This is a genomic window from Lacibacter luteus (assembly GCF_004118265.1).
Classification (GTDB): domain Bacteria; phylum Bacteroidota; class Bacteroidia; order Chitinophagales; family Chitinophagaceae; genus Lacibacter; species Lacibacter luteus.
Genome location: NZ_SDHW01000001.1, coordinates 1,509,095 through 1,530,797 on the forward strand (window position 1 = coordinate 1,509,095; position 21,703 = coordinate 1,530,797).

20 protein-coding genes are annotated in these 21,703 nt (G+C 41.5%); 4 read left to right on the forward strand and 16 right to left on the reverse strand.

Annotated features, from left to right (window positions below; genetic code table 11):
• Positions 1-64: 64 nt before the first annotated feature.
• Together ESA94_RS05920 and ESA94_RS05925 are read right to left on the reverse strand one after the other, a co-directional pair.
• Complete coding sequence (locus ESA94_RS05920) at positions 65-637, reverse strand: nucleotide exchange factor GrpE (RefSeq protein ID WP_129129907.1); 573 nt, start codon at positions 635-637, stop codon at positions 65-67.
• A 140-nt stretch (positions 638-777) separates the two neighbouring features.
• Positions 778-1,137 (reverse strand): hypothetical protein, encoded by a 360-nt coding sequence (locus tag ESA94_RS05925; protein WP_129129908.1) that lies wholly within the window; start codon positions 1,135-1,137, stop codon positions 778-780.
• Positions 1,138-1,214: 77 nt separating this feature from the next.
• Between ESA94_RS05925 and ESA94_RS05930 the strand changes: the two genes are divergently transcribed.
• Complete coding sequence (locus ESA94_RS05930; RefSeq protein WP_129129909.1) at positions 1,215-2,387, forward strand: class I SAM-dependent rRNA methyltransferase; 1,173 nt, start codon at positions 1,215-1,217, stop codon at positions 2,385-2,387.
• A gap of 143 nt (positions 2,388-2,530) precedes the next feature.
• Here the strand turns inward: ESA94_RS05930 and ESA94_RS21365 are convergent, their stop codons facing one another.
• From ESA94_RS21365 to leuC, 6 genes are all read right to left on the reverse strand, one after another.
• On the reverse strand, positions 2,531-2,878 hold the full coding sequence (locus tag ESA94_RS21365; RefSeq protein WP_164972660.1) for a T9SS type A sorting domain-containing protein: 348 nt from the start codon (positions 2,876-2,878) through the stop codon (positions 2,531-2,533).
• A gap of 112 nt (positions 2,879-2,990) precedes the next feature.
• Positions 2,991-3,461, reverse strand: a complete 471-nt coding sequence (locus ESA94_RS05940) for a peroxiredoxin (RefSeq protein WP_129129911.1) — start codon at positions 3,459-3,461, stop codon at positions 2,991-2,993.
• A 93-nt stretch (positions 3,462-3,554) separates the two neighbouring features.
• Complete coding sequence (gene leuB, locus ESA94_RS05945) at positions 3,555-4,628, reverse strand: 3-isopropylmalate dehydrogenase (RefSeq protein ID WP_129129912.1); 1,074 nt, start codon at positions 4,626-4,628, stop codon at positions 3,555-3,557.
• 100 nt (positions 4,629-4,728) lie between these two features.
• Positions 4,729-6,252 carry an alpha-isopropylmalate synthase regulatory domain-containing protein gene (locus ESA94_RS05950; protein ID WP_129129913.1) on the reverse strand — a complete coding sequence of 508 codons (1,524 nt, stop codon included), beginning with the start codon at positions 6,250-6,252 and terminating at the stop codon, positions 4,729-4,731.
• A gap of 21 nt (positions 6,253-6,273) precedes the next feature.
• On the reverse strand, positions 6,274-6,870 hold the full coding sequence (leuD, locus tag ESA94_RS05955; protein WP_129129914.1) for a 3-isopropylmalate dehydratase small subunit: 597 nt from the start codon (positions 6,868-6,870) through the stop codon (positions 6,274-6,276).
• A 115-nt stretch (positions 6,871-6,985) separates the two neighbouring features.
• The gene (gene leuC / locus ESA94_RS05960) at positions 6,986-8,392 is read right to left on the reverse strand and encodes a 3-isopropylmalate dehydratase large subunit (protein WP_129129915.1); all 1,407 of its coding nucleotides are present in this window, start codon (positions 8,390-8,392) and stop codon (positions 6,986-6,988) included.
• A 152-nt stretch (positions 8,393-8,544) separates the two neighbouring features.
• On the opposite strand from leuC, the gene ESA94_RS05965 reads away from it, so the two are divergent.
• Positions 8,545-9,420: a LysR substrate-binding domain-containing protein gene (locus tag ESA94_RS05965; RefSeq protein WP_129129916.1), complete on the forward strand. Its 876-nt coding sequence runs from the start codon at positions 8,545-8,547 to the stop codon at positions 9,418-9,420.
• A gap of 143 nt (positions 9,421-9,563) precedes the next feature.
• On the opposite strand, the gene ESA94_RS21370 is transcribed toward ESA94_RS05965, so the two are convergent.
• The 3 genes from ESA94_RS21370 to ESA94_RS05975 all read right to left on the reverse strand — a co-directional run bounded on the left by ESA94_RS21370 (position 9,564) and on the right by ESA94_RS05975 (position 11,422).
• A complete protein-coding gene (locus ESA94_RS21370) occupies positions 9,564-9,722 on the reverse strand; it encodes a hypothetical protein (protein WP_164972661.1) in 159 nt (52 codons plus the stop codon).
• A gap of 134 nt (positions 9,723-9,856) precedes the next feature.
• On the reverse strand, positions 9,857-10,792 hold the full coding sequence (locus ESA94_RS05970) for a hydrogen peroxide-inducible genes activator (RefSeq protein WP_129129917.1): 936 nt from the start codon (positions 10,790-10,792) through the stop codon (positions 9,857-9,859).
• 204 nt (positions 10,793-10,996) lie between these two features.
• Complete coding sequence (locus ESA94_RS05975) at positions 10,997-11,422, reverse strand: hypothetical protein (RefSeq protein WP_129129918.1); 426 nt, start codon at positions 11,420-11,422, stop codon at positions 10,997-10,999.
• Positions 11,423-11,520: 98 nt separating this feature from the next.
• Here ESA94_RS05975 and ESA94_RS05980 point away from each other — a divergent pair, with 98 nt between their 5' ends.
• Positions 11,521-12,675: a Nif3-like dinuclear metal center hexameric protein gene (locus tag ESA94_RS05980; RefSeq protein ID WP_240670997.1), complete on the forward strand. Its 1,155-nt coding sequence runs from the start codon at positions 11,521-11,523 to the stop codon at positions 12,673-12,675.
• A gap of 41 nt (positions 12,676-12,716) precedes the next feature.
• Positions 12,717-13,469, forward strand: a complete 753-nt coding sequence (locus ESA94_RS05985; RefSeq protein WP_129129919.1) for a zinc ribbon domain-containing protein — start codon at positions 12,717-12,719, stop codon at positions 13,467-13,469.
• A gap of 136 nt (positions 13,470-13,605) precedes the next feature.
• Here the strand turns inward: ESA94_RS05985 and ESA94_RS05990 are convergent, their stop codons facing one another.
• From ESA94_RS05990 to ESA94_RS06010, 5 genes are all read right to left on the reverse strand, one after another.
• Entirely contained in the window at positions 13,606-15,330 is a 1,725-nt protein-coding gene (locus ESA94_RS05990) for an alkaline phosphatase family protein (protein ID WP_129129920.1), read from the reverse strand.
• A gap of 26 nt (positions 15,331-15,356) precedes the next feature.
• On the reverse strand, positions 15,357-17,384 hold the full coding sequence (locus ESA94_RS05995) for a M60 family metallopeptidase (protein ID WP_129129921.1): 2,028 nt from the start codon (positions 17,382-17,384) through the stop codon (positions 15,357-15,359).
• Positions 17,385-17,430: 46 nt separating this feature from the next.
• Positions 17,431-19,191: a DUF4983 domain-containing protein gene (locus tag ESA94_RS06000; protein ID WP_129129922.1), complete on the reverse strand. Its 1,761-nt coding sequence runs from the start codon at positions 19,189-19,191 to the stop codon at positions 17,431-17,433.
• Positions 19,192-19,258: 67 nt separating this feature from the next.
• A complete protein-coding gene (locus ESA94_RS06005) occupies positions 19,259-20,881 on the reverse strand; it encodes a DUF5008 domain-containing protein (RefSeq protein WP_164972662.1) in 1,623 nt (540 codons plus the stop codon).
• 103 nt (positions 20,882-20,984) lie between these two features.
• Positions 20,985-21,698, reverse strand: a complete 714-nt coding sequence (locus ESA94_RS06010; protein ID WP_129129924.1) for a hypothetical protein — start codon at positions 21,696-21,698, stop codon at positions 20,985-20,987.
• Positions 21,699-21,703 lie beyond the last annotated feature (5 nt).

Genomic DNA, 21,703 nt, shown 5'->3' on the forward strand with positions numbered 1-21,703 from the left:
TGAAAATTTGAAAATGTGCTAATGCCTGAAATTTTCAAATTCTCAAATTGAATTAATTTTCAAATTATTTTCCTACCACCACTTTTGCAAAGCGGATGATCTTATCGTTGAGCAAATAACCTTTTTCAATCTCATCAATCACTTTTCCTTTCAACGCATCTGTTGCTGCAGGAATTTCAGTGATGGCTTCATGCTTATCGGCATCAAAATCCTGGCCTTTTGTTTCCATGAGTTTAAGGCCACGGTTTTGCAATGAAGAACGGAGTTTATGAAAAACCAGTTTCACACCTTCGTCCACCCCACCTGCTTTCGCCAGTTCGGCTTCTGCACGGTCGGCATCGTCCAGCACTTCCAGAAGGGAAACAATCACTTCTTTACCGGCAGTCTGCATCTGCTCCACTCTTTCTTTTGCTGTGCGGCGGCGGAAATTGTCGAACTCGGCCATGAGGTAGAGGTATTTTTTCTTTTCTTCCTCCAAAGCTTCCTTAAGCTTTTCCAGCTCGCTTTCTTCAGCAATCTGTTCGTTCAGATGGTTAACACCGGCGATGTTTTCATCTGTATTAATATCTGCACTGAAAGCAGTATTATTTATGTCTGCTGCGTTTTGTTCTGTCATTTCGTTCGTCTTTTGATCCATAAATGGTAAAATTGTCGGCAAAGGTAAGCTGGTCAAGAATATTGCCAATGGTTCAATTGGGACAAATTGTCTCTTTCATCCATCCAAAATAAAAAAGCACCCGTTGCCGGATGCCTAACCTAATATTTAAACATAAAAAACTACCTGATTACCTTAATACTTCGCTTCAAGGGTGGCGTTTCCATATAACCATCACAAACAGCACAATTATCCTGCTCGGGAAGTTCAATAACAGTTGCCATAAATGACTCGCCCGCTTTCAAACCCAGTTTCATAAAATCGCATGTATTCGCCACAGTAAACACATTTGGATAAGATGTCCCGGCACTATTCGTCCAATTCATCCCCCAATAGGTCCCGTGGCCATCTTCTACCTGAACAATATGATAGCCACAAAAAGAAGCAAGCAACCGAGCTTTAAAGCTGCGTTCCGGTAAACAAGGCTTGCGGCAAGAACTGATAAGAATGATTGCGAAAAGAATAAGATGATAAGGTTTCATAGCTCTTTTCCTGTTTGACCCCAACCCGGATGTTTTCGTTGCACGAAACTCAATTTTTAAAAATACCTTTGCCCGCTATGACGAAGATTACGCTCAACAGAAAAATAGGTCAACGTGTTTTAAACGGTCATCCCTGGGTATTTGCCAACGAAGTAAACCGTGTAGAAGGAAATGCAGAAGCAGGCGCTATTGTGGATGTGCATACGCATGATGATAAATTTTTGGGAAGAGGGTATTTCAATCCAAAATCGCAGATACTGGTGCGTATTCTTACAAGAAAGAAGAATGAAGAGATCAACGATGATTTCTTTTTACGCAAGTTGAGTGAAGCATGGAAGCATCGTCAACAAATGGGTTACAAAGAAAACTGCCGACTTATTTTTGGTGAAGCTGATGGCTTGCCGCAATTGATCATTGATAAGTTTAACGACTATCTCGTTTTGCAAACACTTGCATTAGGGATTGATGTCTGGAAAGATTCTATTGTAAAAGCCATTCAACAGATCTTTCAACCAAAAGGCATTTACGAACGTAACGACGTACCTATCCGTGAATTGGAAGGCATGGAGCAGAAGAAAGGTTTCTTGAGTGAACCATTCGACACCAATATCATCATCAATGAAAACGGGTTAAAGTTTCATGTGGATATTGCCAACGGACAAAAGACTGGCTATTTCCTCGATCAACAAGATAACCGCCGCCACATTCAGCATATTGTGAAAGATGCCGAAGTGTTGGGTGCATTTACATATACCGGCACATTTGAAATTCATGCAGCAAAGTATGGCGCAAAGAGTGTGCATGGCCTGGATATTTCGGAAAGTGCTATTGCCATGTGTAATAAAAATGCAGAATTGAATGGCGTTGCTGATAAATGCAAGTTTGAATGTGTAAACGCATTTGATGTGTTGAAAACATGGGTGAAGGAAGGAAAGCAATACGATGTAGTGATGCTTGATCCGCCTTCGTTCACTAAATCGAGAGCAACGATTCAAAAAGCAATTACAGGTTATAAAGAAATTAACCTGCGTGGAATGAAGCTGGTGAAGCCCGGTGGTTTTTTAGTAACATCATCCTGTACCAATCTTGTGCAGCCGGATCTGTTTTTAGAGATCATTCAAATGGCAGCGAAAGATGCCCGCCGGCAATTACGCCAGGTTACGTTTCAAACACAAAGCTCCGATCACCCGATTGTTTGGGGTTGGGAGAATACACACTATTTGAAGTTTCTAATTGTGCAAGTGTTGTAAAATACATTTAAGAGGTACAAAGGAAAACAGTTGCTGGTTTCTGGTTACAGGTTATTGGCAAAATGCTGACTAATAGTCGGCATAGCAATTCAATCGGGTACCACCCAGAAACAAGAAACTTGAAACCAGAAACAAAAGAGAAACTACTTCACCACCTGGAACTTACCGCTTTCCACAACTTTACCGCTGCGGTCGGTTAACTGGAAGATGTACACGCCACGGAAATAATCGTTAAGGTTAATAACTGTACGTGGAGTAAGATTGTTGATTTCGAGAACTTTCTTTCCAATAAAGTTGAACACTTTGAAAGAGTAATTGGAAACTGCAATGTCTTTAAACTCGAAATTGATAAAAGCTGAAGCTGGATTGGGATAAAAACGAACAACTTTAACCACGTTTTCAGCACCTGCAGACGAAGGTCGATCGCTCTGTGCAAAGGTTGCTGTGGCTATCAGGAGGATAAAGGCGGTTATGGTTAAAATCCGTTTCAACGAAACAAAACTAATTTTATTATTGACAATATACAAGCTTTTTTTCACAATTCTTAACATAAACAAGACGGATTTCAGAAAAATCCATCTGCTTATTTTTGTCAAAGTTATCTTAATTGAGTCCCGATAAGCAATTGTTAATCGCTTCAAAATCAGGCACAGCATCCTTGGTTTCAACCAGTTCGGCATATTGTACCACCCCTTCTCCATCAATCACAAAAGCACTTCTTTTAGAAACCCCTTTCATTTCCAGTATCCAGTTCTCATACAACGAATCGTAAGCAGCTGATACTTCTTTATTAAAATCGCTGAGCAGCGGAAAGTTGTAGCCCTGTTCCTCTTTGTAACGCTTCAGGGTAAAAACCGAATCAACCGAAATGCCCAACACCTGAGCATTGGCATTGTTATACCGGGCAATATCGTCCCTTACTTCACAAAGTTCACGGGTGCAGGTACTGGAAAAAGCCATGGGGTAAAATAAGATCAATACATTCTTTCCCCTAAAATCGGAAAGACCTACTTTTTTTCTTTCTGTATCGAATAGTGAAAAATCCGGCGCTTTTTGTCCAACTTGAATATTCATACGTTTTAGTTTAGTTACACTACTACAATTGTAGCCACTTTTTGTTAAACAAAAAGGGAGCATTTCTGCCCCCTCTGTCCTTACAGTTTCCTTTTAAATATGGAGCAGGACCTGCTCACCCATAGCAGCCGTTCCGAGAATTTTATCAGCCGGTGTTGTTGCATCGGCAATATCACGTGAACGGAAACCATTTTTCAATACTTTATCTACAGCGTTAATGACCGCTTCTGATTCTTCTTTCATACCAAATGAAATATCAAGCAGCAAAGCAGCTGATAAAACCGATGCCAACGGATTAGCTACACCTTTACCGGTAATATCATGTGCCGAACCGTGGATTGGTTCATATACACCGGTTCCATCGCCGATAGATGCACTTGCCAGCATCCCCATTGAACCGGCGATCTGCGATGCTTCATCGGTTAAGATGTCACCAAACAGATTTGCAGTAACTACCACATCAAAACGACGTGGATCTTTAATGAGCAACATGGCTGTTGCATCAACAAACTGGTGTTCCACCTGCACATCAGGATATTCCAATGCTACTTTCTGAATCACCTCTCTCCACAAACGTGATGTTTCAATTACGTTCGCTTTATCAACCGAACATAATTTTTTACCACGTGTGCGAGCAGCTTCAAATGCTTTGCGTGCAATACGCTCTACTTCGTAACGACTGTACTCTGCAATATCGTAAGCTGTATCGCCATCGTTCTTACGTCCCTTTTCGCCGAAGTAAATATCACCGGTCAGTTCACGGAAGAAGAGGATATCTGCACCTTTTAAAATTTCGGGTTTGATGCTTGATGCACCTAATAACTCATCAAACAATTTAATGGGACGAAGATTGGCATACAGTCCAAGTTCTTTACGCATCTTCAGCAAACCTTGTTCAGGACGAACTTTTGCAGAAGGATCGTTATCGTATTTCGGATGACCAACAGCGCCGAACAATACTGCATCTGATTTACGCATTTTCTCCAATGACTCATCAGGCAAAGGAACACCTGTTGCTTCAATCGCCACATGGCCGATTAATGCTTCATCGTAGGTAAATGTATGACCATACTTTGCAGCGATCTTATCCAATACCAATTTACCAACTGCTGTTACTTCCTGTCCGATACCATCGCCCGGAACAATTAAAATGTGTTTTGTTGCCATTGTTATTCTACTTGAACTTCTTTTTGTTTGAGAATGAATTGTCTGTTGTGGTATTCTAACCGCCGACAGGGTTTGCAACCGCTGTCGGGGTTCCCACTCACTATATTATATTCAACATTTTTTGCGTTGCCTTAATAGCTGATACTGTCTGATCGCTATCAAGACCTCTTGTTTTAAATTCTTTGTTATTGTAACTCCATGTGATGATCGTTTCACACAACGCATCACTTTTACCACCGGGAGGAATGCGCACAGCATAATCGGTGAGCTGCGGCAATTCCATTTTCTTTTGCTTGTAAATTTTCTTCAATGCATTCATGAAGGCATCATACTGTCCATCACCTTGTGCATGCTCTTCAAATGTTTCTCCATTAACAGCCAGACGAAGTGTTACCGACGGACGTAATTCCTTTGAATGTGTGAGTACATAATTCTCCACCTTCACTTTATCCTGGATAGAATTACTATCTAAAATATCAGAGATGATGTACGGAAGATCGGCCTGAGTAACCATCTCTTTTTTATCTCCCAATTCAATAATGCGTTGCGTTACTTTTTTAAGATCAGCATCACTCAACTGAATACCTAACTGTGCAAGGTTGTTTTCAATATTTGCTTTGCCGCTGGTTTTGCCCAATGCATATTTACGCTGACGACCGAAACGCTCCGGCATCAGATCACTAAAATAAAGTTTGTTCTTTTTATCACCATCGGCATGGATGCCTGCAGTTTGTGTAAACACATTTTCGCCTACGACCGGTTTGTTTGCCGGAATGCGGATGCCTGAAAATGTTTCCACCAAACGACTGATGCGATACAATGATTTTTCTACTACTGATGATTTAATGTTCGGCATAAAATCATTCATCACCGCAATAGCACTTGCCAACGGTGCATTACCTGCACGTTCGCCCATACCATTTACCGTTAAGTGCAAACCATGTGCTCCTGCACGCAATGCTTCCATTACATTGGCTGTTCCGAGATCGTAATCATTATGACCATGAAAATCGAAATGAGTAGTTGGGTAACGTTGTACGATCTCCGAAATGAAATCATATACTTCAACAGGTGTTAAGATGCCCAATGTATCGGGCAACATTACACGCTTCACCGGTTGCTTCACAATAAAATCGAGGTATTGAAAAACATACGCTTTTGAATGGCGCATACCATTGCTCCAGTCTTCGAGATATACATTTGTTTCAATGCCTTTCTTTTTTGCCAGATTAATCACTTCTGCAATTTCAGCAAAGTGTTGTTCGGGTTTTTTCTTGAGTTGATGTGTCAGATGATTGAGCGAACCTTTAGTTAAAAGATTCGCCACTTTTGCACCGGCTTTGATCATCCAGTCAATCGACACATCTCCATCTACAAACGTGAGCACTTCTACCCTGTTGAGCATTCCGTTTGTCTTTGCCCATTTGGTAATTTTTTTCACTGCATCAAACTCTCCTTCCGATACACGGGCCGAAGCAATTTCAATACGATCAACTTTCACTTCTGTTAAGAGCGATTGTGCGATCGTTAATTTCTCCGATGCAGAAAAAGATACCCCGCTGGTTTGTTCACCATCACGGAGCGTGGTATCCATTATTTCAATGTAACGTTGATTGTTGGGCATGGTTGCTTAAGGGATCAGAACTTAGTATAAACTTTTTTCTGCGAATGCCTGGATATCGCTTTTCATTGATTGCAGGTAGTCGATATCATCGAAACCATTCGTCATGTTATGTTTTTTATAACCGTTGATATCGAATGATTCTTTCTCGCCTGTTGCAACAATGCTGATCGTTTGCTCAGGAAGATTTACTTCCAGTTCAGCTTTCGGATCGGCTTCAATAGCTTTGAAGATCTTATCTAAGAATTCAGGACTAACTGTTACAGGCAAAATACCGATGTTGAGTGCATTGCCTTTAAAGATATCAGCAAAGAAACTTGATACCACACAACGGAAACCGTAATCGTAAATAGCCCATGCAGCATGTTCACGGCTGCTGCCGCTACCGAAGTTCTTACCTCCAACTAAAATTTTACCGGAGTAAATAGGATTGTTCAAAACGAAATCCTGTTTCGGGGTATCGTCGCCGTTATAACGCCAGTCACGGAAAAGATTATCGCCAAAACCTTCACGCTTGGTTGCTTTTAAGAAACGTGCGGGAATAATTTGGTCTGTGTCCACATTCTCGATCGGCATGGGAACCGCTGTGCTTGTGAGGACTGTAAATTTATCGTATGCCATAAGTTTATGTCTGATTTCTGATGTAGGATGTATGATTTAAAAACATCCTGATTATTGTTAAGTTTTACCGGAGTTCGGACATCCTAAATCAGACATCCTACATCCGACATTGTATTTATGCAATCAGCTCTCTCGGATCAGTTACTACGCCTGTAACAGCAGCTGCAGCAGCAACCAACGGACTTGCGAGCAATGTTCTTGCACCGGGACCCTGGCGACCTTCGAAGTTTCTGTTACTTGTACTTACAGCGTATTTACCGGCAGGAATTTTGTCATCGTTCATTGCCAGACATGCAGAGCAACCGGGCTGACGTAACTGGAAACCAGCTTCCGTCAACACATCAAGAATACCTTCTTCTTTAATCTGTTGTTCAACAATATGTGAGCCGGGTACTAACCATGCTGTAATATTATCTGCTTTCTTTCTTCCTTTTACAATACTTGCAAATGCTCTGAAATCTTCAATACGTCCGTTGGTACAGCTACCTAAGAACACATAATCAACCTGCTTGCCAATGATCTTTTCATTTTCTGCAAAGCCCATGTAAGCGAGTGATTTTTTGTAAGAAGCTTCACCATCTTTTACTTCAGCAGCAACAGGAATTGTATGTGTAATACCTGTACCCAAGCCAGGATTTGTACCATACGTAATTTGTGGTTCGATCTGATCAGCACTAAAATTCAATTCAAGATCAAACTTCGCATCAGCATCAGTCTTTAATGTTTTCCAGTAAGCCAATGCTTTATCCCAAGCCTCGCCTTTTGGAGCAAGGTCTCTTCCATTCAGATAATTAAATGTTGTTTCATCGGGCGCAACCATACCACCACGTGCACCCATTTCAATCGAAAGGTTACAAACCGTCATACGGCCTTCCATGCTCATATTTTCAAACACTTCACCAGCAAATTCAATGAAATAACCGGTTGCACCACTTGCAGAAATCTGCGATAAGATAAATAAAGGCACATCCTTCGGCACAACGCCTTTACCCAATTTACCATTGATGGTGATGCGCATTTTCTTTGGCTTCGGCTGCATGATACATTGAGATGATAATACCATCTCAACTTCTGAAGTGCCAATACCAAATGCAATGGCGCCAAATGCACCATGTGTTGATGTATGTGAATCACCACATACGATCGTCATACCCGGAAGTGTAATACCATTTTCGGGACCAACTACGTGTACGATACCATTTTTTGGATTACCCAACCCCCAATGCGAAATACCATACTTCGCAGCATTTGTTTCCAACGCTTTCAATTGATTCGCAGACAGCGGATCCTGCACCGGTAAATGCTGGTTGATAGTTGGTGTGTTGTGATCGGCGGTTGCAAATGTCTTTTCGGGGAACATCACTTTCAACCCACGGCTTTCCAAACCCAAAAATGCAACCGGGCTTGTTACTTCATGAATAAAATGACGATCGATAAAAAACACATCGGGACCATCTTCGATCTTGCGGACTACATGCGAATCCCAAACCTTATCGAACAATGTTGTTGGCGTATGACTCATATATTTTGTATTAGAGGTTGTAAAAATTATCGGGTTAAGGTTGGCAACCTTATCTCTGCTCGTTTTTAAGAAAGGCCAAATTTAACCCGATTCCCTAAATTTGTATAACCTTATTTTTCTATTACATCCATTGATAAAACCGATTTAGAAACATGGAACTCCGTCAGCTGCGCTACTTTATTAAATCGGCTGAGCTGCTCAATTTTACCGTGGCAGCTCACAACCTGTACATCAGCCAGAGTACGCTCAGTCAGCAGATCAAGCAACTGGAAGATGAGCTGGGTATGCCGCTTTTTGATCGTATTGGCAAACGGGTGCGGTTAACGGAAGCTGGCAGCCAGTTTCTCCCCTTTGCCCGTTTAACCCTGAGTGATGCGGAAAGCGGCCGGGCTGTAATTGATGATTTAAAGGGATTGAAAACAGGTGAACTGCGGATTGGTGTAACGTATGGTTTGTCTACTTTGCTCACGCCGGTGCTGGTGCAGTTTTCGGCACAATACCCCGAAGTGAAAATTATTGTTGAGTTTGGCACATCGGAAGATCTGCTGGACAAACTCAAATCGACAAGAGTTGATTTCCTGCTTTCATTTTTGGAGTTGCAGGATAACGATATGTTTATTTCACAACGGTTGTATGAATCACCATTAACATTGGTGGTACATCCATCGAACCCGGTTGCTGATAAAAAATCAATTGCTATTAAAGACTTAAAAGATATTCCGTTGGTATTGCCAGCAAAAGGATTTCATACAAGGCATTTTCTGAATCAGGCACTGGCAGAAAACAACGTGCAACCAAATATTAAAATGGAGTTGAATGATATTAATACATTGCTGCAATTGGTTGAAACAGGAAACTTTTGTACGATCATGACGGTTGCTGCTGCCAAAGGAAGACAGACGTTGAAAACGATTCCTATTAAAGGATTAAACGTGATCAGTCAGGCGTCGATTACATGGCCGAAGGATAGCTATCGAAAAAAAGCAGCGCTGGTTTTTACGGAGATGATTAAGAAGCAGATGAAGTGAGGAAGGTGAATGGTGAGTGCTGAATAGTGAATGGTAGTCCTGAGCGTAGTCGAAGGACGGGTCAGCCAATCGAGCGGAGTCGAGATAGGCGTTTACTTTATGCATCTACTTTCTCTGCGATGAAAATAATTAATGAGGATTGGCTACTTACGCTGCATTTCCATCGCTTCTAACTTTCCTGCTTTCTTACCTAAACGATAAGCGATGATAACAGGAATAATAATGAATAAGCCAAGTGAAAGTATAATAGACAAAAGGATGATCAATTCCTGTGTGCCTAATACGCCTAAGAGTTTAAACATGGTTATTTTTTAATGAATAAAAATAACAGCATTGCATAACAAGTCCAAGTTTTGCGCAACCGTTTCCGCATGCATTGTTGTAGCGTCGCCCGTTGGATGAACAGACAACATTGGTGACGGCTCATCGCAAAGAACTACACCGGCACAATCGTCTGTGCTTTTTTCTTTTTCAGCTTTTCCGGCACAGCAGCAATGATCTCTTCTTTCAATGCCTGCTTCAACCGCTTCTTCATAAAATCCCGATGCACCACCATGCTTACTTCACGTGCAGGTGCAGGGCTTTGAAAACGACGTAACAGTTTTTGTTGGTCGGCCGTCATATCCAATGTAGAAAGTTCGGGCATAATCGTTATTCCATCGTTCATCTCCACCATGCGGCGTAATGTTTCAATACTGCCTGCTTCGTATTCAAACTGTGTACTTAGTTCACTTGCTTTTTTCAGCTCGCATAAATTAACGATCTGCGAACGGAAACAATGTCCTTCTTCCAGTAACCACAATTTCTGTGGCTCAATATCTTTCGCCAGTACATATTTCTTTTTGTACGCTTCATTTTTGGGCGACACATACACCAGCAACTCTTCATAAAACAGCACTTCTTCTTTAATACCATTCTCCTGCAAAGGTGTTACCAGCAGTCCTGCATCAATACGTCCTTCACGCAGACGACGAATGATGTACTCCGTCATCATTTCATGCACGATGAGTTTTACAGATGGATATTTTTCGTTGAAACTTTTGGCGAACAAAGGCAGCAGATAAGGCGCCAGTGTTGGAATAATGCCGATCCGCAATTCACCTGTAAGCACACCTTTTTTATTCTGTGCAATTTCACTGATGAGGTTTCGCTCCTGCAGAATTTTACGGGCCTGCTCAATAATTTCGATGCCGGCATCGGTAGGTATCACCGGCTGTTTACTTCTGTCGAACAGTTTAATGCCTAATTCTTCTTCCAGTTTCTGTATCTGCATACTTAACGTGGGCTGGGTTACAAAACAATGCGAGGCGGCTGTTGCAAAATGGCGGTAAGTATCTACCGCAACGAGGTATTCAAGCTGAGTCAATGTCATAGTCAAAATCTATCGGCTCATAAAATTAATTGATTTGCTTTATTAATTGAGTCTTTGCATTTTTGAAGAGCAAAACGATCATCTTTTATTCCCGAACAATCACCAACCGTTATTGCAAAGAATGCCCTTTAACTTTTTGAGTTATAAATGAGAACAAGGAAAGGCGCTTCCATTTGGGGGCGCTTTTAGTTTGTGCGGCAGTAATTATTTTTTGCGAAGCTCCAGGGTAAAGAGTGTACCATTGATGGTTTGCTGGGCTTTTACCCAGGTCCAGTTACTGTCTTTTAATTTCCAGTTACCATCAAGGCGTTGTAAAGTAACAGCAGCAGAAACCGGGTAATCGGCAATGATGGCAATATTTACTTTATCCTCGTTCCATGTGCCGGTTGCTTCTGTTGCGGAGTTTTTAATAGCGTCTACAGTACGGTCGGTTTTAAACTGAAATTCATAACCGTCAAATTCGCTCTTGTAATCAGTTGTTCCGTCTGTATAAACGGTCACGGTCCAACGGCCATCCGTAATTGCTTTTACAATTAAGGTTTCGGCCGTTTCTTCCTGTATTTTTTTGATGGTCTTTTTACAACCACCTAACATTACTGCCACTACAAAAAGAAAAATGAACTGTTTCATGTAATTCTGTTTTCAGGTTATTTCATAGATTTTTTCAAAGTATGAAATTACAATTAGTTTTCGGAACTGCTAACAGTAGAAGTACGTAAAACAAAACCGTGAGGTTTTACCGCTTGCAACCCGATCGCCCTGCCGAATTATCCTATTTTTACAGCATGCAAATCGGCGATATTATCCGTTTTCTCGAAACACTCGCTCCCCCTTCTTTACAGGAGAGCTACGACAATGCAGGCTTACTCACCGGGTCGGCGGCATGGAAATGTACAGACATACTAGTAAGCCTCGATGCAACAGAAGAGGTTATTCTAGAAGCCAAACAAAAAGGCTGCAACCTGGTAGTGGCACATCACCCGATCGTTTTTGGCGGACTGAAAAAGATCACCGGCAAAAACTATGTAGAGCGTGCTGTAATAGCTTCTATAAAAAATGATGTGGCACTTTATGCCATTCATACCAATCTCGATAACGTTATAACAGGAGTTAATGCAAAAATGGCCGAACGGCTCGGGCTTGTTAACTGCAAAATTCTGCAGCCTAAAAGCGGGTTACTGAAGAAGCTCTTCTGCTTTGTTCCTGTTTCGCATGCAGAGTTTGTAAGGGCCGCTATTTTTGATGCGGGTGGCGGACATATCGGTAATTACAGCGAATGCAGTTTTTCTGCAGCCGGTAAAGGAACGTTTAAGGCGGCAGATGGCAGCAATCCTTTTGTTGGGGAGATTGGGAAACGACATGAAGAGGAGGAATTAAAGATCGAAGTGATTTTCCCCGCCTGGCAGGAGCATTCCATTCTTTCGGCCATGATCAAGGCGCATCCTTATGAGGAAGTGGCCTACGATGTAGTTAGTCTTGATAATCGTTTACAAACAACAGGTTCGGGTTTGATCGGTGAATTGCCGAAACCGCTAATACCCAACGATTTCCTGCAACTACTTAAAGATCAATTCAATTTGACTGTCATTAAACATACCATTCCACCTGCAAAATCCATTCATCGAGTAGCGTTATGTGGCGGTGCCGGCAGCTTTTTAACCAAAACCGCCCTGGCTTCGGGAGCCGATGCCTATGTTACCGGCGATGTGAAATACCACGAGTTCTTCGATGCTGAAAACCGTCTCTTGCTGGCCGACATCGGACATTGGGAAAGCGAGCAGTTTACGATAGATTTACTGGCCGATCATTTGCAGGATAAATTCCCTACCTTTGCCGTCCTTAAAACTGCTGTGAAAACGAACCCGGTTGAGTATTTTAAGTAATCGCAGCTTGAGGAACATTCAAAAAAACTTCAAACAACAATATGGCTACTACAAAAGAGTATTCTGTAGAAGAAAAACTGAAGGCACTTATTCGTGTGCAAAAGATCGAAAGCAAACTGGATGAAATTCAGATTCTGAAGGGTGAATTGCCTATGGAAGTAAAAGACCTCGAAGATGAAATTGAAGGTTTGAATGCACGCAAAAACCGTATTGAAGAAGAGATCAACGGTATCCAGGATTTTGTACAAAGTAAGAAAGATGCAATTATTGAATCGCAGGCTTTACTTGTTAAGTACGAAAAACAAAGTGAGAATGTAAAGAACAACCGTGAGTTCGAAGCAATCAATAAAGAAATTGAAATGCAGGGCTTAGAGATCAAACTTTCTGAAAAGCATATTAAAGATGCAAACGAAGAGTTGGTTGACAAAAGCGAAGTGTTGGAAAAAGCGAAGAAAGCCATTGCCAATAAAGAAAAGAACTTAGAGCATAAAAAAGGCGAACTCGATAAGATCATTGCTGAAACTGAAAAAGAAGAAAACCAATTACGTTCTTTTGTAAACGGTGCAAGAGAAGCAGTAGAAGAGCGTTTACTCGCAAGCTTCGACCGCATCCGTAAAAGCTACCGCAACGGTTTATCGGTAGTGCCTATTGAGCGTGAAAGCTGTGGCGGTTGCTTTAACACCATTCCTCCTCAACGCCAAAGCGAAATTAAACAACACAAAAAAATCATTGTGTGTGAAAACTGCGGTCGTATTCTTGTTGATGCCGACCTGAATGATTCAGTTGAACCATAATTGATTTGAATGTTATACAAAAGCCGCAATGATTGTCATTGCGGCTTTTTTGTTTTGCTACTTGTTCATCACTTTTCTAAAAAACAAAAGCGCCTCCGGTAACCAGAGACGCTTTCAAAAAATCAACTATTCCTGATTATAACTTTACAAATTCCTGTTCATAAGGTTCAAGCCATTTGCTTCCTTCAAGCCCCCACACCGGAAGGATATTCATCTTTAACCAATACAAACTCGTTACCGTAACATCTACCGATTTCATAAATAAAGCAGACTTTCCTGCTACAGGCTGAAAAGGAGTTATGCTGCAAGGCACTTCTGCATAATTATCCCATGTAAATGCACCCTGCAATACAAAATCCTTATTTACCGCACCAGGAGCTTTATTCAGAAATCGACCACCAAATCCATCACTGCAAGGCCAGTAACCAATGAGATTTGCATACCGAGGATGCTGAGTAATATCTTTCGAACATTGCAATGCTGCAACTTCTGCATCAGACAATGCTGTATTAAAGATCATGCAATCAGCAAAGCTTACTGTAACAGCACCCATCCCCTGATCTGTTGCCCAGCCCATGGTTAACGGCGATGTACTTGTAACTGAACCCCTTGCCGTAATATCTGTATGATCAATGCGTTTATCATCGGTATAACGTACCAGCCAACGCTTGCTTGCACTATCCATAAATTTAAATGTAACAGTATGCCATTTATCATCAAACACTACAGGCGTTGTTCCCTGAATGCGTGACTCGCCTGAACCAATTACGCTGATACACCATATGCCACTTGAGTTTGTAAACAGCGACCAACCGGTAGTGCTTGCAAACTTGTCCATTTTAGAAAAGAAATGCGGGTATTGTGTTTTTGTTGGCGATTTCATTTTAACTGAAATTGTTTGCTGTGCTGAACCGGGGTTGTAAAGCCCGCCATCATCAGGTATGCGTGCACGGATTACCGAACTACCTGTGCCTTTCATTGCCACACCCGAAAAACCTGAGCGTACAAATTCCAGTGGCTTAAACTTCTCATGATAGAAAACAGAAAATGCATTTACTTCAGCAGATGATGGTCCTCCGTAACTGTTACCTATACCACCATGTGTACTTGTAACAATCACGAGCCATTCCTCGGATTTATCATAACCGGGTCTTGCTTTCAATGCGGTTAATAACTCGCCGATATATGCATCTACTTTTACAGCTGCATCTTTATACAATGTATTATCGGCAAGAAATGCACCTGCTTTGCCTGCTATGGCTACAGAATTAAACTGCAACACCATAAAATCGGGATTGCCGGTTTTAATACGCTTGAGTGCTGAATCTTTTACGGCTACATCATCTGCTGCAACAACAGGATCCTGTACTTCCGGAACCAGTTTCTCAACCATTGTTCTCCACGACGATATAACTGTTGTGCGCATATCGCTTTTTGGAGAAGATAAGATGTAAGAGAAGATTGACGGGTAATTGGGAACAGATGAATGCTGCGGATCGTTGATACCCTGCGTATAAATAAACGAACTGTCTTTGATCTTATGACGTGAATAAGAAACACCACTCATTAATGTTTTCCACGTTGCAGCGTCGGTACTTACTTCGTCCGACACACCTTCCCACGTGTACTTACTTTTCGATAACATATTTTGTAAAACAGGCAAGCCCATTTTTTTGTATTCGCCGGCTGCTGCACCATCAATGGCAATCAGTAGCACTTTTCTTGATGCAGGCCGAGTTGTATCTCCCGGCTCTTCAAAATAAAGTGGAGGATCAACATAACGTTTGCAGGACGCAAACAATAAAATCATCACCCCTATCGAAGCAACTAACAAACGGGTAAGTTGTTTATCTCTTTTCATATTATTCGTTTATCGCTGATGGAAGATTAAGGTCTTACAATATTTATTTCTGACAATGCTGAGCTGTTACCAGTTGGATCGTTGTCGGATGTAGCCGAAATAACGTAACGGAAATATCTTGCTGTAATATTTGCAGTGAGATTAAAGCTTTGCAATCCTTGTACATTTACAAGCGTAAATGCACCTGCAATTGTACTTGCTCCTGTAACAAACGTAACCGGTGTCCAGCTGATATTATCATCGCTCACCTGTACACGTATGTTTTTAACACGGGTAGTTGTTCCTGTTCCGCTCTGACGCAATGCAGCTGCAAATCCTTTAATCGTTGTTGGCACAGCCATATCTACAGTAATGGTGTACTGTGGAGCTGTTGGTCCTGTTCCGGTTCCATAATTACTATGCCAGTAAGTTGTAAACGAACCATCAAAAGCATGTGTAATAACTCCACCACTTGTACCTTCATTCGTTGCCCAAGAGTTAACAGTAGGCACCCAAACGCTGCGAGGATCGGCCTGTGTATCGCCACCGGTTTTTGTTAACGGATTATACTTCCATATTTCCTGAAATGATAACGGATAAATCGCTCCCATTTTATTCAACGATATGTTGCTGATGGTAATACCCCATGCTCTGAAGAAAGCACGCATATCTCTTCTTGTAAATTCGCATAAGGTTTCATACACAAAGTCACGCTTGTTCTGATCAGTTAATGAAATACGATTTGAACGACGTGTTTTTTTGTACAGCTCTGTTATAAAACTCCAGCCATCGGGCTGACCGGGATAACCCCAGTTAGCAGGGATCTTACTCATGATCTGCACAAAAGGTGTTAAGCGTGCAAACGGATCATTGATCGCAGCATCTGTACCATCAAAATTTCTTGTACCAACTGCAGATGATGCCCAAGTAATTGCAGCAGGTATTGCTGTTGCTAAAGCAGGATGTTTAGGAGGCCATGCCGATGGCGTTGTTGCACTAATTCGGTTTGCAACTTTAAAGGAGAAGAAGTTACAGGTAGTTTCACCTAATGTACTCCAGCTCCAGTAAGTGCCTTGTTGGTTATTGTGACCAACTTCGTGAAACACACCCCAGTTACCTCCGCCGTTAATAGCACTCACGTTTCCAATACCATCAAACCAACTGTAATCGTTTTGCACAACAATAGGAAAGCCTGAGTGACCATAACCAACAACCGGTTTAATATCCATCACTACTCTCCACGGAAGCAATGGTGCTTTGTCAATTGCTTCTGCAGGAGTTGCACTTAACCCTTCCCATTGGTAATAATCAAGATTAATGATATCATCCCAATCCTGCATTGCTTTTTGAATATCTGCAAACGGACGATCGATACAATACTGGCGGGGAACAACAAAGATCATGTTCGCACTACGCAACTCAAGCCAGGGTACACAAGAAGAACGGATCTGTGTTTGCCACGCTGCATTATCTGTTTGGCCGAATACATAATCGGGCGACTTGAGCACATTTGTAAACGACAAGTTTACCGGAGTTGCAATTGGACGGCCTGCGAAAATATAAATATGTCCACCGTATAAATTCCGGAGATAGTTACGTCCGGGATTTAATTGGCTGCGTGTGTAAATAACAGGATCACGTGGTGCGTTTTGAATTACAGAAAGATTATCGGTCCATGCACCAATTTGTACAGACAATGAATATTCATTCTGCGGCACATCAATAATCACCAACTCGCCCGGTGCAGCATAAAGTCCTGTACTAAACTGTGGACTTGGTGGAACAGAAATACGCAATTCATCCTGTACATTGTTATAATTCAAATTCATTGCAAGATCAACTTTTACCCTTGGCTCCGAAGCACACACCAATCCGGGAAATACTCTTGCCTGTGCATATTTACTTGCATCAACATTTTTAATACTGGTATCAATGGTAATACTTGCAACACTTGCACCATCGCCGGGAGTACCATCTTCAAAATCGTATGCGTACTTTTTTCTGCAGGCTGTTACCGCTACTGTGAGTAACAGCAAACAAACCGATAAACGCTTAACAAGCATAACAGAATTCATTTTGTTCGTTTTATTGTAACTAGTTTAATGAGTCGTTGTTCTTTGTTTAACCTCCGCTTACATCGCTGTAAGTAGGTATCCAGTTTTTTCCATCCAATTTCCAGGTGCCCGGCACAGCAATACCAAACCATGCATAGATCTGCACTGCAACATCTACCGAGTTAGGAACTGTTTTGTATACAGGCTCTGTAATTGGTGGACAAACATTTGCAGTAAGATCGTTGAAGCTGCCGGGTGAATAACTATCAAGCACCATATCGTTTTGATAACTGCTGAAATCTTTCATTTTAAACACACCGTTGTCGTTTACAACCGGGAAGCCGGGCCAGAAACCAAGCAGGTTACCATAATATTGATTGGATGGTTCGATGCTTGTTGTACAATACGTATTGGCAATATATGCATCGGGCAGCGCTACATTGTAATAACGGATATCGGTAATCTGAAAGTTGCCAAGATTGGTTACGTTATCGGGAGGAAGATTACCAACTGTAAGTGGTTGCGGACTGTTGAGATTTCCATAGCTGGTAATATCTCTTGTTGCTGCAGAAATACCGCTGTTATAAAGTACACCATCTGTATACGTGTATACATTTCGTGCAGCACCTTCTTTGCGTACTACAACTGTAAGCGTATGCCACAAACCATCGGAAATTACATGACCACGAATCTGGCGATTACCTAAACCTGTCTGGCCAAAGTTGACCATCCAGTAATTGGCTTCCATAAAAAATACCCAACCAACAACACCACCGGAAAAAGAAGCACGTTTTGAAAGAAATGCAGGATAATAATAATTACCTGCTGGAACTTTCACTTTGCACTGCACCGTCATTTCATTTGCAGAACCCATATCAAACAAACTACCTGCAGTAACAGCTTTCGCTCTTCTGTTTTGCGATTGTGTACCTGAAAATTGCGGAGCTGTTCCTGTATAAGGAATTAATGCACCCGGTTTCGAAAGTGCTTTACTGTTGAAGCGTGGGTTAAAGCAAAAGAAGAATGTATTATGACGTGTATCTTCAAAAGCCGACCATGAACCTGATGGATTGTAAACGGTATTGCTTCCTTTATTTGAAGTAATAATCACCATCCAGTTTTCTGAACTGTATGTTGAACGGCTTTTTAAAGCAGTTAAGATTTCACCAATATAACTGTCAACACGTAAGATCGCATCTCTGTATGTTGTTGAATTGTTGCTGTACGATGAGGCTGCACCGGCTTTATCAACATCATGAAACTGTGCAAATACAAGATCAGCATTTTGTGTACGCAATTCTGCTTTCACTGCTTCTTTTACAGCAGCATCATCTTCGTTGTACGATTGTTTAATGGTTGCATCTGCAGCAAGTGTTTCTGCAATGCCGTTCGATGAAAAGAAAGCTGTTGTACGTAAGCCCGGCTTTTCCTGTTTCATGCGTGTAAACAAAGATGGATAATCTGCAAAACGATTGTTGCTGAAATCGGCACCGGTAACATTATGTTTATTTACTCTTACGCCGGTAAGCAGGTTTGCCCACCCAAGATTATTTGTAACAGGTACATTGTCGTAATCGTTCAATGCATCCCACGAAAAAATGGAATAATCAACAAGGCTGCCGAGCACCGGAGGATTTGCCACCTGCACCTGTGTTCCAACTGCACCATCTACAACAATTACCAATGTCTTTGGATTGATGACTTTATTTCCATTTCCTCCCGTTGTATTTGCATCCAATGGGTTTGGAAAAGATTTATTACAGCTTGCTGCAAAATATCCTGCACCCGCAAAGAGTAAAAAGATCTTCAGATATTTTAAACGTTTCATGTATTACTGTTTTATAAGATTGGGGCAATCCTGCATCAACAATTGCCGGTTGATTTTTAGTGAACGGTTAATTTTCCAATTTGATTTTTATAATATCGCCTACCGCTTTTCCATCAAACCGGTCGAAGTCGCCAACAAGAATAACAGCAGGTTTAAGATCGGTTGAAGTACCTTCTACCATATCGTTGATAATACCTCTGAACAATCCTGTGTTGTTATAACCAAGCGCCAGCGATCCGTTACTTTCCAGCACCATAAAGCCAGGCCGTACAACAGATTTATCGGGTGTAGTGAGGTAGTTGTAATTGTAATGGCTGAATGTACCTGCAACAATGACTCTTCCATTATTCAATTGCGCTGCAAACTCAGGCACACCTCCGGTTAATTTTCCAAAACGGAAACTTGCATCAACAGTGCCATCTGCATTAAGCAAGGCCACACCATTAACTTCCTGGTTATTGTATTTTTTAAATGCACCAACAATTAAAATTCTATTGGTAACAGCGTTGTATCTTATTTTATTGATGGCTCCGTCGGCACCAACGCCACCCGGATTAAATGTTGCATCGATCAACCCGTTTGTTGGGTTAATACGTGCAATGTAGTTTGCTGTTGTACCGTTATAAGTTGTAAAGTTGCCTGCAACAATGATCTTACCATCGTTGAGCTGAACAGCATCATAAATAAATCCATTACCACCTTCGTAACCTTCTTTTGTTGCAAAGTTGAAATTGAATGTAGAGTCGAATGCACCTGTTGATTTCATGCGGATAAGCTGACGCACTTTAACCACATCAACCAACGGTCCTGTTTTTGTTGATCGTTCATAAAACGTACTTAAATGACTGGTGAAGTTTCCTACAACAGTTATATCGCCTGTTGTTGAGCTTACAAACATTTTGGTAATGCCACCCGATGTTCCGCCGTTTAAGGAAGGCACAATTGCTTGTCCGTCGTTAGGAAAACCAACGGGATCGGGATTGATCAGATCTACCACTTGCGTTTCTAATACACCTGCCGATGTTAACCGTGTAATATTGTTGATACCGTTTGTTGTATCGTAACTGCCGAAGGAACCTGCAAGCAAATACTGTCCACTCGCTTGTTGTATTACACTGCTTAAACTTCCACCCACACCTGTTTTACCAACTTTCATTTGATCGGCAACCGGGCGGTAAGCACAGTTAAGATCAACAACTGCCATATTCGTGATAGGGTTTGCAACTGTTGCACTGCTTTGATAATTGCTGAAGCGACCATAAATGAAGTATGTACTATTATCTGAACGACGGAAAATGCCTTTGATCTCACCATTTGAAACATAGGCATCGGTATTAAACGAAGCATCGATCGACAATTTCCCCTTAATAACAAAGGTTGGTCCAAAATAATATTCGCCATTAATGAGTACGTTGGCAGCACCTGTACTTGCACCCAACGGCACTTTTACGGTGATGGCATTTTCTTCAACAGAAATGATTTCGGCTTCGGTAAGGTGTACAAAAAACTTAAACTGCCCTTCCTTGCCTTTTAAACCTGTAACGTTAAACTTAACAACAGAACCTTCGCTGCCGGTAGCAGGATAAGGACCGCCCTCAAGGAACTTTACCAATATTGCAGGAGGATCGGGATAAACATCAACCGGTTCTATTTGTTTTTTTGTGCATGCACCTAATAGTACAGCTATCAAAAAACAATTGATAACCGCAAGAGTTATTTGCCTCTTCTTTTTTATCATTGCTGAAAAATTTTTAATCGTTTGCTTTATCATGAAAAACGCTTCTGCTTTTTAACTAATAAACTATGCCTTTGTCAATTACATCTTCAATAAACTGAATGATGCCAAATCCGAAAAAGTGATACTGGTAGTTGAGTACATGTACGTAACCGTTAGTGGGTGCCACGTTTACAGAAGCCACAATTGCCGGGTACCAGCTGTTATAGTCTCTCGGTGCAGAAACAGATGGTATAAAAGAAATAATTAACTGCCTGTAGCCAGCATACTTTACACCACCTGCATCGTTATAGATCACACCAATATTCATAATATCTCCCTGGTAAGAACTGTATATCTGGCCTGGATAAGCAGAAAGGTTACCCGGATCAAGCTGAGGATAATCGTTCATAGAACGGGCACCTTTAAACAAGTAACGGCTTAACTGCCTTCTCCACACTTCCGGCTTAATTTGCGTAAGGCTTGTTACACGACGCTGACCTCTTGAATCAAGGTATAGATTCAATGCTCTCATGATAAGTGTAATACTTGAATCGGCAGGAGCAAAAAAGGTGATCTTCTCATTCTTAAACACATTCTCCATACCTGCAATACGAATGACCTTTACCAACGAGTCAAACATTTGCGGTTTTGCTTGCAAATACTCGTATACATTACCCTGGAAATTGGGTGTATGTTTTCCCGTGTCTGTGAAATAATCTTTTTTCTGACAACCAAACGAAATGGTTGTAATGATAACAGCGATGATGATGGAACGATTCATATAGTTCATCTGCT